Source organism: Gordonia sp. NPDC127522, assembly GCF_042672305.1.
Lineage (GTDB): Bacteria > Actinomycetota > Actinomycetes > Mycobacteriales > Mycobacteriaceae > Gordonia > Gordonia hongkongensis.
This window is the reverse complement of record NZ_JBHXVK010000005.1, coordinates 137,642-149,993: the sequence shown is the minus strand read 5'-3', so window position 1 is coordinate 149,993 and position 12,352 is coordinate 137,642. Positions and strand designations below refer to the sequence as shown.

Sequence of the window (12,352 nt, the reverse complement as noted above, 5' to 3'; positions counted from 1 at the left end):
GTCGGTGCAATCAGCCGTTCGTGGGCGGTGTGGCGATCGTCTTCGACAGGTAGAGCTGCTCGCCGAGCTTGTTGATCAGCTCGAGTTGCGTCTCGAGATAGTCGATGTGCTCCTCCTCGTCGGCGAGGATCTGCTCCAAGAGGTTGGCGCTGGTGATATCGCCCTTGGACCGGCACATCGCGATTCCGGGGCGGAGTCGTTCCACCACCTCGACCTCGATCGCCATGTCCGACTCGAACTGCTCCCGAATCGACTGCCCGATGCGGAGCGGCAGCAGGCGCTGATAGTTGGGCAGGGCGTCGAGGAACAGGATGCGATCGGTCAGGACCTCGGCGTGCGTCATCTCCTCGATCGACTCGGCCCGTGTCTTCGCCGCGATCTCGGTCAGACCCCAGCTCTGCTGCATCTTCGCGTGCAGGAAGTACTGGTTGATCGCCGTGAGCTCACTCGTGAGCTGTTCGTTGAGCAGGTCGATGACCTCGGGGTCGCCACGCATCTGTCCGCCTCCCATGTCCCGTGTGTGTCCGGTCGAACCGTAACACGACAAAACCCCCCGCGCGTCGTCTCGCGCGAGGTTCGTCGGGTCGGAGGTCAGGTCATGCAGCGGTCGTCGCGGTTGACGCCCTTTCGCTCAGGATGGTGTGCAGTTTGTCCAGGCAGGTCCCGCAGCCTTCGCCCGCGCCGCAGCGGTCGCTGATCGCGTCGACCGTGTACGCGCCCGCATCGCAGTGCGCATGGACCTCGTCCTCGGTGACGGCGCGGCATATGCAAACGAACATCTCGGAAACTCACCTTCGTGCCTGGATTAGGCAATGCTTACATATCTTAGGGTGTCCGCACAAGGGTTGCCTTACCTTTTGTAGCCGCCGATCGGGTGGCGCGATCACTGCCGATGGGCTGTCGGACGACACCCGTAGGATGTGGCTCCGTGCCACTCACGATCTCCACGGTGAACGTCAACGGAATCCGCGCAGCGGTCAAACATCGGTCGGAGGCCAACCGCGGCCTGTTGCCCTGGCTCGATGCTTCGGGACCGGACGTGGTCCTGCTGCAGGAGGTCCGCGCGAGCGAGGAACTCGCCCGCGAGGCGCTGGCCCCGGTGCTCGACACCGGATGGCATCTGACGATGAGCGAGTCCGCGGTGAAGGGCCACGCGGGCGTCGGTGTACTGACGCGCAGCGCGCCATCGGCGGTGCGCGTCGGATTCGGGAGCGCGGAGTTCGACGACCTCGGCCGTTATCTCGAAGTCGACGTCGACACGGACCTGGGGCCGCTGACCGCGGGAAGCCTGTACCTGCCGAAGGGCGCCGCGCTCTCCGACGCCGAGAAGGACATCGCCAAGCACGACGAGAAAGTCCGTTTCATGCGCGAGTTCGGCGCGTACCTGGACCGGTTGGTCCGTCGACGCCGCCACGTCGTCGTGGGTGGCGACTGGAACATCGCGCCCGCCGAAGCCGACATCAAGAACTGGAAGGGCAATCTCAGGAGCCCCGGCTTCCTGCCGCACGAACGGGCCTGGGTGGCCGACCTGCTGGCCGCCGGGTGGCGCGACATCATGCGCGAACTCTTCCCCGACGACGCCGGGCCCTACTCGTGGTGGTCGTGGCGCGGTAAGGCCTTCGACAACGATTCGGGATGGCGGATCGACTATCAGCTCACCAACAAGATGCTGGCCGGCCGGGCGGCCAAGGCCGAGGTGGAGCGTGCTGCGGCCTACGACCTCCGCTGGTCCGACCACGCCCCGGTCACCGTGCGGTACGAGTGACCGGGTCTGACAAACTGGGCGTCATGACCAGCGACGTAGAGCGCAACGGAGACCCTGCGGCCGAGTCGATGCCGACCCGTCCGCGTGTGCTGTCCGGTATCCAGCCGACGAGTGACTCCTTCCACCTCGGGAACTACCTCGGTGCGGTCCGGCAGTGGGTGGCGTTGCAGGACGACTTCGAGGCCTTCTACTTCATCCCGGACATGCACGCACTCACAGTGCCGTTCGACCCGAAGGTCCTCGCCGATCGCACCCGCCTGAGCGTCGCGCAATTGCTCGCCGTCGGTGTGGACCCCGAGCGGTCGACGATCTATGTGCAGTCCCACATCCCCGAGATCGCCCAGCTGACGTGGGTCCTGTCGTGTATCACCGGCTTCGGCGAGGCCAGCCGGATGACCCAGTTCAAGGACAAGTCGGCGAAGCAGGGCGTCGACGCGGCGGGCGTCGGCCTGTTCACCTACCCCATCCTGATGGCCGCGGACATCCTCGCCTTTCAGGTCGACCGGGTACCGGTCGGAGAGGACCAGCGTCAACACCTCGAGCTCACCCGCGACCTCGCCCAGCGATTCAACTCCCGGTTCGGCAAGGTGCTGAAGGTGCCCCAGGCGCACATCGTCACCGAGTTCGCCAAGATCTACGACCTCCAGAACCCAACCGCCAAGATGAGCAAGTCCGCCGAGACCGACAAGGGTCTGATCAATCTGCTCGACGACCCCAAGCGTTCGGCGAAGAAGCTTCGTTCGGCTGTCACCGACACCGGATCGGAGATCCGGTTCGATGTCGTCGAGAAGCCCGGCGTCTCGAACCTGCTGACCATCCAGTCGGCCCTGTCCGGTGTCGGCATCGACGATCTGGTCGCCAAGTACGAGGGAAAGGGATACGGCGACCTGAAGGTCGACACCGCAGAAGTGCTCGCCGAGTTCGTCACCCCGCTGCGCGGGCGGGTCGAGGAGTACCTGTCCGACCCTGCCGAACTCGACGCCATCCTGGCCAGGGGTGCGGCTCGCGCGCGGGCCGTCGCCTCCGAGACGCTGGCGTCGGTCTATGACAAGGTGGGCTTGCTGGCGCCTGGCCGGTGAGACCGAACCCGCAGGACGCCGTCCCGCGACCCGACCAGGAAGGCCTTCGATGACCTCCGCGCGCGACTCGACGAGATCACCGGTGGACACGGCGAAATCGGCTGTGGACAAAGGGATGTCGACCGTCGACAAGGGCAAGTCGGCCTTCGCTGCGGCGCGGGAGAAGTGGCCCGCCGTCGAGCACCTGGTGCAGACCGTCGAACGCTACAACGACCGGCGCGGAAACGTGTATGCGGCGGCCATCAGCTTCAACGGCATCCTTGCGCTCGTCCCGATCATCATGGTGGTGTTCTCGGTCGCCGCGTTCGTTTTGGCGAATCAGCCACAGCTGCTCGAGGACCTGCAACAGGCGGTTGTCGACGCCGCGCCCGGCAAGATGGGCGAGCAGCTCAGTGAGGTCATCGATTCGGCGATCTCCTCCCGCGCCGCGGTCGGGATCGTCGGTCTGATCGGTGCCGCCTTCACCGGGATCGGGTGGATCTCCGGCGTCCGAGTTGCCTTCACCGAGATGTACGGGGGCCGCGTCGACCGCAACCCCGTGCTGTCGAAGGTGTGGGATCTCCTCACGTTCGCATTGCTGGGCATGGCCTTCGCCGTGACGATGGCGCTGACGACGCTGGGCAACAGTGGACTCACCACCACGATGCTCTCCTGGGTGGGCCTCGACGACGCGTCATGGGCCCCGGTCGTGGTGCGGGCCGTCGCCATCGTCGTGTCGGTGTTCGCCAGCTGGCTGCTCTTCACCTTCGTGCTGGCGCGGCTACCACTGGTGCCGCTGCCCATGACGCACGCGATGAAGGCCGGACTGGTCATCGCGATCGCATTCGAGCTGATGAAATCCCTTGGCGGGCTGTATCTCCAATCGGTCCTGGGCTCGCCGGCCGGGGTGGCGTTCGGTCCGATCTTCGGTGTGTTCGTCTTCGCATACCTCGCGTCGCGGATCGTGCTGTATGCCACCGCGTGGTGCGCGACCGACCCCATCAACAGCAAGTACCAGGTGGTGGAAGAACCGGACGCGGAACTGCGCCGGCCGGTCCAGATCTCGCCGACCGTCGAGGTGAGCCCGGCGCCCCGGCCCGGCGCCCTCGCGGCCGCCGTCGGACTGGGCGCGGTCGCGGCCGCGCTGATCGGAGCCCTTCGGCGGCGTTGACCTGCGGCGCGGGTCGTCTGATCAGCGGCGTCCGGCGAGCTTCAACCCGATGAGCAGGAGGATGACCGCCGCGAGTGCGGCCACGAGCCCGATGAGGATCTGGACGGAGGTCGACGACGCCTGGTCGGAACCTGTTGCCACGGCGCGGTTCTCGGTCTGCGTCGGCGCTGGTGTCGAAGACGGTACGGACGCGGCCGTCCGCTCGACGAGGCGGCCCACCGAGATGGCGGGGTCGGCTCGGAATCCGTAGTCGAACATCGCCTTTGCCTGGTCCCAGTACAGGTCCCCGTCGACGGACAGGCCGAACATCTGCACGATGATCACCGTCCGGCCGTCGCGTTCGGCGGCACCCACGAACGTCTTGCGTGCGTCGTCGGTGTAACCGGTCTTGCCGCCGAGCATTCCGGGGTATCCATCGACGAGGAGGCGGTTGGTGCTGTACATGTCGTAGGGCGGATGATCCTTGTCGCCCGGCACATCTGGACGGCGCGGGTATCCCGGGAACCGGAAAGTGGGCATCGCGATGATCTCACGAAAGGTCGGCTCGGTCATCGCGGCCCGGAACACCAGCGCCAGATCGTAGGGCGAGGAAGACATCCCGGCAGCGTCGAGTCCGGACGGGCTGGCAGCACGCGTGTCCGTCGCGCCCAACTGCGCGGCCCGGTCGTTCATCTTCTCGAGCGTCGCATCGACGCCGCCGAGTTCCCGCGCGAGCGCATTCGCGCAGTCGTTGCCGGACACCAACAACAGGCCGGTGAGCACGTCGCGAACGGTGTAGACACCACCGGGCCCCATGCCGCAGGAATCGCCTTCGGTGCTCCAGTCCTCGACAGTGGGCACGACCGGCGCGCCGAGGTCGAGTTCGTCGAGGACGACCAGTGCGAGCAGCACCTTGATCGTCGACGCGGGCCGGTAACGGCCGTGGGGATCCTTGGCGGAGATGACCTGCCCGGACTCGAGATCGGCGATCAACCAACCCGCGGAGGTCAGTCGCGGCGGAACGGGACCGGCCGACGGATCGGCGATGACCCCGCAACCGGCGAGTTGGTCGCCGCCGACGGCCGGAATGGGAACCGGAAGGGGAGTGGGTGTCGTCGAACCCGGTGCGACGACCTCGGATTCGTCGACGGCCGGAGGCGTGGAGATCTTGTGCGGGCAGTGATCGGTGACCGGCGTGGTGATCGCCGGCGGCGGCACGGTCGGCAGCGGGACGGCCACGGCCGGGCCGACGCGGAGGACGAGGCCGAGCACTCCGACGGTCAGTACGGCGACGAGCGCGCACGCGGTACGACGAGTCCACGTCGGGGTCATCGGCCGCACGTTACCAGCGGGGCCGTGCGCTGCCGACGACATCGTGCAACCAGCGCCGCATCACCGCTTCCGCCGTCGGCACGGTCACACTCTCGGCGGCCGCGGCGTCGATCGGGAAACGGCGGGTGGCCGACTCGCCCAGGACCTCGGCCACCGCGGACCGTGATTCCGGGTGTGACAGCCACCCCCTGACCAGATCGCCGCCGGCTTCGAGGTGGAACTGCACTCCGTAGCAGTTGTCCACGCGGAACAACTGATTGACGCAGGCGTCGGAGGACGCGAGCAGGGTGGCCCCGGGTGGCAGGGTGAACGTGTCGAAATGCCAGTGGACGGTGTCGATGTCGCGTGGTGCGGCTGCGGTGACCGCCCCGCCCCACACCGGGTCGGCCATCCCTGCGTCGTTGAGACTCACCCGGTGTACACCGAGTTCTGGTGTGTCGCTCGTGTGCACCTCGCCACCGAGAGCCGCTGCCAGCATCTGCGCGCCCAGACAGACGCCCCAGATGGGCACATCCCGTTCACGGGCTCGGCGGAGCAGGTCGATCTCGTCGGCGATCCACGGGATGCGGTCCGCGTCACCGACTCCCATCGCTCCGCCGAGAACGAGGATGGCGTCGAAATCCGCGGGATCGACGGTCGCGGGTTCGCGCCAGATCCGCAGGGTGGTCGTCTCGGTGATCGCGTGCAGGGCGGGTCCGTAGGCGCCGGGTGGTTCGGACTCCGCGTGCCGGATCTCCAAGACCCGCAACCGCTCCCGCGGGCGCTCGACAGGCTGTGTTCTGGTGCTCATGACGAGTGCAAGAGTACGGTCTCGGTGGCGATTCCTCTCACCGACGCGGGGGCGGAACCCACGCCGGGTTGCGTCAACCGGAATGACATGAACTCGTCGGACGGGACCCGTGCGCGGTGTGGTCGGCGACCCGTTCACCGTCGACCGTGATCTCACACCGGGCGAACCGCCCGCCGGACTGGAACAGCGCGTCGACCGGCGCCTCGGCCGCGGCCCGCGTGTACACCAACGACGCCTTGAACTTGCCGTCTGGATCTCGTTGCGACAGCGGCACTTCGGACTGTGTGCGGAGTCTTCCGTCCGCGTCCGTCCACGCTGCGGCGCCGTTGTGCTCGTGGTCGGAGATCAGCGTGATCGTGATGCGTTGCGTGTCGGTGGTGGGTGCTGCCGCGGCCGGTGCGAACACCAGGAGGCACGCGAGCGCACTCACCGCGAGTGTCAGCAGCAGCCGGAACAGAAGGGCGCGGGCCATGAAGTACTCCGTTCGATGGGCGATCACCGGTCCGGCGACGGGCCGGGTTCCTCGGTCTTCCTTCGACGCATCGGACGGCATATCGGTTCCATCGGGCTGCTGAGCGAGCGGAAGTCAGGATTCTGCTGTCAGCGGGTGATCGTCAGCGGCAGCGTGGTGAAACGACGGACGAGAACCCCGGGCTCCCAAGCCGTCTGCGTCAGATCGACCCGGAAAGCGGTCGTGGAGCGCAGCAGATGCTCGACCGCGAGGCGCGCCTGCAAGCGTGCCGATGTCGCCCCGACACACAGGTGCAGGCCCTTGCCGAACGCCAGGTGCGACCGCCGCGCCGCCGGATCGAGATCGATCGCGCCGGGATCGTCGAAATGCGCGGGATCCCGATTGGCGGCACCCCACATCAGGAACACATGTGACCCCGCCGGCAATGCGGTGTCGCCCAGCGTCGTGTCGGCGACCACGTGCCGGAAATGCCCACGAAACGGGGTCTCGAGCCGAAGGGCCTCCTCCACGAACACCGGGATGAGCCCGGGGTCGCTGCGAAGCCGTTCGACGACGTCGGGATGGCGGTCCAACAGCCAGACGGCACTGTTGAGCAGGCTCGTGGTCGACTCGGCCCCGGCGGCGACCAGTTGGAACAGGATCATCACCGCGGTCTCGTGGTCGAGACCGCCCTCGGCGACGCGGCGTGCCACCTCGACCAGCGCGGTCGGCCCGCTCGCTCCGCTCCCGGCGCCGGTGTCATTCGGCCCGCTCGCTCCGCTCCCGGCGCCGGTGCCGGTCGGCCCGCTCGCTCCGCTCCCGGCGCCGGTGCCGGTGTCTGCGTTGCTCATCGCCGCCGACAGATAAGCCGACAGCTCACCGACCGCCGCGGTTGCCGTCGTCAGCTGGTCCGGCGTGATGACGCCGTCGATCAGGACGTTCGTCGCGATCGCCCACCGGGTCAGCGTGGCACGGTCGGCGACCGGCAATCCGATCACCGCCGTGGCGACCTCCATCGGAATCCGTTGCGCGACAGCGCTCACCCAATCGATCCGGCCACCACGGAGATCGTCGGCCCATGCCTCCGTGATGTATCGACGAATGGTCGGTTCGAGCTCGCGGATACGTGCCGGAGACACCGACCGCATGGCGAGCTTCCGATGATCGCGGTGCCTGGCCCCGTCGGCGGTGGCGAGGACGTGCATAGCGTCGCCCAGGCCGGCGACCGGGAACTCCGAGACCGTGCCGTCGCCGTGCCACACCATCGTGGCGGTCAGGTTCGACGAGAAGTCCTCCGGGCGTCGGACCGCGTCGGCGATCAGGTCCCAGGAGCCGACGGCGAAGAACGATGAATCCCCGATTCGCTGCACGGGCGAACCGGTGTGCAGACGCGAGTAGAAGGTCGTGGGATCGGCGGTGGTGTCCATGGAGTCCAGCGTGGGCGACCCCGGGCCGTCGACGCACGCATATCCCCGAAGTCGAGATCGGTGAGAAGTCACGGCACCATCCGGTGTCTCAGGCTAGCCTCGTGAACAGCTGGAACGTCCTTCATCGTCAGGATGGTTCGTCTCACCATGAGAACGGGGGAGCGATGGCCCGGGACTGGCTGGTCGACGCAGATCGGCACGATGCTGCACGCGAGCGTCTGATCGCGCACGCGGCGGCCCTCATCGCACGCCGTGGCCTCGACGGGTTCGACCTCGACGAGCTCGGTCGTCGGGCGCACTGTTCGAGGGCGACGATCTACCGCCATGCCGGCGGTCGGGCCGCGCTGATCGAGTCCGTGCTGGCCACCACGTCGGCACCGGTGCTCGCCGCCATCCGTGCGACCGTCGCGGATCTCACCGGGCCCGATCGAGCCCGGACGGCGATCATCGAGACCCTGCGCGCACTACGTGGCGACCGGGTCATCCGGCAGTTCCTCCGGCCCGACAACCTCATCGACGCGACGCCCACCGTCCTGTCGTCTCCCGCGGTGCACGCGGTGGCCGCCGATCTGGTCGGCGTCGATCCCGATGATCCCGCGGATGCACGGTTCCTCATCCGTTCCGTTCTCGCCCTGCTGCTCTGGCCCGCCGAACCCGACGAGGAGGCGCGGAGCGCGGAATCGATCGTCGCCGGCATCTTCCGTCGGGACCCCGGGACCGACGACGACGGCCCGCACCCCTGAGGGTGCGGGCCGTTGCCGGGCTGCAGAGAAAGTTCGAATCGGCTAGCGCGAGAACATGAGTGCGCGCTTGACCTCCGAGATCGCCTGGGTGACCTGAATGCCACGCGGGCACGCGTCGGTGCAGTTGAACGTGGTGCGGCAACGCCACACACCGTCGACGTCGTTGAGGATGTCGAGTCGCTCGACGGCCCCCTCGTCGCGGCTGTCGAAGATGAACCGGTGCGCGTTGACGATCGCGGCGGGACCGAAGTACGAACCCTCGGTCCAGAAGACCGGGCAGCTCGTCGTACAGCAGGCGCACAGGATGCACTTGGTGGTGTCGTCGAACCGGGCGCGGTCGGCCTGGCTCTGGATGCGTTCGCGGGTCGGCTCGTTGCCCGAGGTGATCAGGAACGGCTTGATCGCGCGGAACGCGTCGAAGAACGGTTCCATGTCGACCACGAGATCCTTCTCCACCGGCAAACCGCGGATCGGCTCGATGGTGATCGTGATCTCCTTGGACTTGTCCTTCGGGAGCATGTCCTTCATCAGCAGCTTGCAGGCGAGACGGTTGACGCCGTTGATCCGCATCGCGTCCGACCCGCACACGCCGTGGGCGCAACTACGACGGAACGTGAGCGTCCCGTCCAGGTAGCCCTTCACGTACAGGAGCAGGTTGAGCAGGCGGTCGGTCGGCAGCGCCGGGACGCGGAAGCTCTCGAAGCCCTGGGCGTCGGGATTCTCCGGGTTGAAGCGGAAGATCTTGAGCGTCACCATGGTGGCCTCGTCGGGCACCGGAGGCAACGGCGGATCGTCGGAAGACGGTGCGGGCTTGTCCAGAACAGATGTCATCAGTACTTACGCTCCATCGGCTCGTAGCGGGTTTCCACGACCGGCTTGTACTCCAACTCGATGTCTGAAAGGAGGTCCGTGCCCTTTTTGTAGGCCATGGTGTGCCGCTTGTAGTTGACGTCGTCACGATCCGGGTAGTCCTCGCGTGCGTGACCGCCGCGCGACTCCTTGCGGTTCAGGGCTCCGGCCACCGTCACCTCCGCCATCTCCAGCAGGAAGCCGAGTTCGATGGCCTCGAGGAGATCGCTGTTGAAGCGCTTGCCCTTGTCATGGACTCGGATGTGGGCGTAGCGCTCCTTGAACCGGTGGATGTCGGTCAGGGCCTGCTTGAGGGTCTCCTCGGTGCGGAACACCGAGGCGTTCGCGTCCATCGAGGCCTGCAGCTCGGTACGGATGTCGGCGACGCGCTCGTGTCCGTGGTCGCTGAGCAGCAGTTCGAGCCACGAGTCGACCATCGCGGTGGGCGTCTCGGGGAGCTCGGCGAACTCGGCCGAGTTCGCGTATTCCGCGGCCGCGATCCCCGCGCGTCGTCCGAAGACGTTGATGTCGAGCAGCGAGTTGGTGCCCAGCCGGTTGGCTCCGTGGACGGACACGCACGCACACTCGCCGGCGGCGTACAGGCCGTGGACGACCTCGTCGTTGTTGCGCAGCACCTGACCGTTGATGTTGGTCGGGATGCCGCCCATGACGTAGTGACAGGTGGGGAACACCGGCACGTACTCGGTGACCGGGTCGACGCCGAGGTAGGTACGGGCGAACTCGGTGATGTCGGGGAGCTTCTCGTTGAGGACGTCCTCGCCGAGATGGGTCACGTCGATGTAGACGTAGTCCTTGTTCGGGCCGGCACCGCGACCTTCGAGCACCTCGAGCACCATCGACCGGGCCACGATGTCGCGCGGCGCGAGGTCCTTGATGGTGGGGGCGTAGCGCTCCATGAAACGCTCGCCGTCGGCGTTGCGCAGGATGCCGCCCTCACCGCGGACCGCCTCCGAGATGAGGATGCCGAGCCCCGCGAGACCCGTCGGATGGAACTGGTGGAACTCCATGTCCTCGAGCGGCAGGCCCTTGCGGAAGATGATGCCCATGCCGTCGCCGGTCAGCGTGTGCGCGTTCGAGGTCGTCTTGTACATACGGCCCGAGCCGCCGGTGGCGAACACGATCGACTTGGCGTGGAAGACGTGGATCTCGCCGGTCGCGAGCTCGTAGGCGACGACACCGGTCGCGACCTGCTCGCCCTTCTCGTTCTCCGTGAGGCAGATGTCGAGGGCGTAGAACTCGTTGAAGAACTCGACGTCGTGCTTGACGCAGTTCTGGTAGAGCGTCTGCAGGATCATGTGGCCGGTGCGGTCGGCGGCGTAGCAGGCCCGCCGGACCGGGGACTTGCCGTGATCGCGGGTGTGGCCGCCGAAGCGTCGCTGATCGATCTTGCCCTCGGGCGTCCGGTTGAAGGGCAGGCCCATCTTCTCGAGATCGAGCACCGCGTCGATGGCCTCCTTTGCCATGATCTCGACGGCGTCCTGATCGGCGAGGTAGTCACCACCCTTGACGGTGTCGAAGGTGTGCCACTCCCAGTTGTCTTCCTCGACGTTGGCGAGTGCCGCACACATGCCGCCCTGGGCCGCGCCGGTGTGGCTGCGGGTCGGGTACAGCTTGGTCAGCACCGCGGTGCGGGCACGAGGGGCGGCTTCGATCGCCGCGCGCATGCCTGCGCCGCCGGCGCCCACGATGACGACGTCGTAGCGATGTTCCTGCATGTTGTGGGTCTCCTCTAGCCGACGCTGTTGACGTCGAAGGTCAGGAGGGCGTAGGTGCCCATCGTGAGGACGAGGATCATCGACACGGCGAGCAGCACGTTCAGCCAGAAACGGGTCGAGTCCTTGCGGGAGTAGTCGGCGATGACGGTGCGCACACCGTTGCCGCCGTGCAGCTGGGCCAGCCACAGCATGGTGAGGTCCCAGATCTGCCAGAAGGGTGAGCTCCAGCGCGCGGCGACGAACGAGGAGTCGATGCGGTGCACGCCGCCGTCCCAGGCCAGCATGATGAACATGTGTCCGATCGTCAGGACGACGAGCAGCAGCCCGGAGAACCGCATGAACAGCCATGCGTTCTTCTCGAAGTTGCCGCCCTTGGGCTTGCGGGGCGAGCGCGGGTTGTCCAGGCTCGCGGGACGGTCGTGCTGAGTACCGAGGGTCTTGGCGACACCGGTGGCTTCCGAGGTGGTCATCTCTGGTGTCTCCTACAGGTGGCTGAACATGATCTGCAGCAGGCGGACCGTGCCGGCACCGAAGACGATGACGAACAGGGTCATGGCCACCCACAGCATCTGTCGCTGGTACTTGGGTCCCTTGGACCAGAAGTCCACGAGGATCAGGCGCACACCGTTGAAGGCGTGGAACAGGACGCACGCGACCAGGGCGATCTCCATGAGACCGATGATCGGCGTCTTGTAGGTCTCGATGATCTCGTCGTACTGATTGGGGTCGACTCGGATGACCGCGGTGTCGAGCACGTGTACGAAGAGGAAGAAGAAGATCGTGACGCCGGTGATGCGGTGCAGGACCCACGACCACATGCCGGGATCGCCGCGATAAAGAGATCGTCTGCGCACCGGGTCGGGTGCGACTTCGGTCGAGGTGCTCATCGGGAAAGTGGCCTCCAACATCGTCGATGGACGCGTCGAATCGGCATGCTCCGACTCGACCATGGACCCATACGAAGAGACTCTAAACCCATGCACATTCCGGTGGTAAATTGCCCGAACCGATCTGGGCGACAAGACATTACGACTTAGGTTTGCCTTACCCA

General features: G+C 66.7%; 14 protein-coding genes. 4 read left to right on the top strand and 10 right to left on the bottom strand.

The features are described 5' to 3' along the window. Positions 1-10: 10 nt before the first annotated feature. Together bfr and ACFVHY_RS12310 are read right to left on the bottom strand one after the other, a co-directional pair. The gene (gene bfr, locus ACFVHY_RS12315; protein ID WP_390272240.1) at positions 11-496 is read right to left on the bottom strand and encodes a bacterioferritin; all 486 of its coding nucleotides are present in this window, start codon (positions 494-496) and stop codon (positions 11-13) included. Between the two features lie 100 nt (positions 497-596). Beyond that, entirely contained in the window at positions 597-779 is a 183-nt protein-coding gene (locus tag ACFVHY_RS12310; protein WP_390272079.1) for a bacterioferritin-associated ferredoxin, read from the bottom strand. Between the two features lie 149 nt (positions 780-928). Between ACFVHY_RS12310 and ACFVHY_RS12305 the strand changes: the two genes are divergently transcribed. From ACFVHY_RS12305 to ACFVHY_RS12295, 3 genes are read left to right on the top strand one after another with little or no spacing between them, the layout of a single operon-like run. Then, positions 929-1,765, top strand: a complete 837-nt coding sequence (locus ACFVHY_RS12305; RefSeq protein WP_390272077.1) for an exodeoxyribonuclease III — start codon at positions 929-931, stop codon at positions 1,763-1,765. A gap of 23 nt (positions 1,766-1,788) precedes the next feature. Beyond that, on the top strand, positions 1,789-2,844 hold the full coding sequence (gene trpS / locus ACFVHY_RS12300) for a tryptophan--tRNA ligase (RefSeq protein ID WP_390272075.1): 1,056 nt from the start codon (positions 1,789-1,791) through the stop codon (positions 2,842-2,844). Between the two features lie 49 nt (positions 2,845-2,893). Continuing rightward, complete coding sequence (locus tag ACFVHY_RS12295; RefSeq protein ID WP_390272073.1) at positions 2,894-3,994, top strand: YhjD/YihY/BrkB family envelope integrity protein; 1,101 nt, start codon at positions 2,894-2,896, stop codon at positions 3,992-3,994. Between the two features lie 21 nt (positions 3,995-4,015). On the opposite strand, the gene ACFVHY_RS12290 is transcribed toward ACFVHY_RS12295, so the two are convergent. The 4 genes from ACFVHY_RS12290 to ACFVHY_RS12275 all read right to left on the bottom strand — a co-directional run bounded on the left by ACFVHY_RS12290 (position 4,016) and on the right by ACFVHY_RS12275 (position 7,973). Beyond that, on the bottom strand, positions 4,016-5,305 hold the full coding sequence (locus tag ACFVHY_RS12290; protein ID WP_390272071.1) for a D-alanyl-D-alanine carboxypeptidase family protein: 1,290 nt from the start codon (positions 5,303-5,305) through the stop codon (positions 4,016-4,018). Positions 5,306-5,315: 10 nt separating this feature from the next. Further along, positions 5,316-6,095, bottom strand: coding sequence for a type 1 glutamine amidotransferase (locus tag ACFVHY_RS12285; RefSeq protein ID WP_390272069.1), 780 nt, complete (start codon positions 6,093-6,095; stop codon positions 5,316-5,318). A gap of 73 nt (positions 6,096-6,168) precedes the next feature. Beyond that, positions 6,169-6,648 carry a hypothetical protein gene (locus ACFVHY_RS12280; RefSeq protein ID WP_223258988.1) on the bottom strand — a complete coding sequence of 160 codons (480 nt, stop codon included), beginning with the start codon at positions 6,646-6,648 and terminating at the stop codon, positions 6,169-6,171. 47 nt (positions 6,649-6,695) lie between these two features. Then, positions 6,696-7,973, bottom strand: a complete 1,278-nt coding sequence (locus ACFVHY_RS12275) for a cytochrome P450 (protein ID WP_390272067.1) — start codon at positions 7,971-7,973, stop codon at positions 6,696-6,698. Positions 7,974-8,137: 164 nt separating this feature from the next. Between ACFVHY_RS12275 and ACFVHY_RS12270 the strand changes: the two genes are divergently transcribed. Beyond that, entirely contained in the window at positions 8,138-8,716 is a 579-nt protein-coding gene (locus ACFVHY_RS12270) for a TetR/AcrR family transcriptional regulator (RefSeq protein ID WP_390272065.1), read from the top strand. A 42-nt stretch (positions 8,717-8,758) separates the two neighbouring features. Here ACFVHY_RS12270 and ACFVHY_RS12265 read toward each other — a convergent pair whose 3' ends face one another. Genes ACFVHY_RS12265 through sdhC form a run of 4 tightly spaced genes read right to left on the bottom strand, consistent with a single transcriptional unit; the run spans position 8,759 to position 12,188 of the window. Then, positions 8,759-9,547, bottom strand: coding sequence for a succinate dehydrogenase iron-sulfur subunit (locus tag ACFVHY_RS12265; RefSeq protein ID WP_058250661.1), 789 nt, complete (start codon positions 9,545-9,547; stop codon positions 8,759-8,761). After that, a complete protein-coding gene (gene sdhA / locus ACFVHY_RS12260; RefSeq protein ID WP_390272063.1) occupies positions 9,547-11,301 on the bottom strand; it encodes a succinate dehydrogenase flavoprotein subunit in 1,755 nt (584 codons plus the stop codon). The genes ACFVHY_RS12265 and sdhA overlap by 1 nt, the downstream gene beginning before the upstream one ends. 14 nt (positions 11,302-11,315) lie before the next feature. Then, positions 11,316-11,771: a succinate dehydrogenase hydrophobic membrane anchor subunit gene (locus ACFVHY_RS12255; protein ID WP_058250659.1), complete on the bottom strand. Its 456-nt coding sequence runs from the start codon at positions 11,769-11,771 to the stop codon at positions 11,316-11,318. A 12-nt stretch (positions 11,772-11,783) separates the two neighbouring features. Next, complete coding sequence (sdhC, locus tag ACFVHY_RS12250) at positions 11,784-12,188, bottom strand: succinate dehydrogenase, cytochrome b556 subunit (protein WP_058250873.1); 405 nt, start codon at positions 12,186-12,188, stop codon at positions 11,784-11,786. Positions 12,189-12,352: the final 164 nt, after the last annotated feature.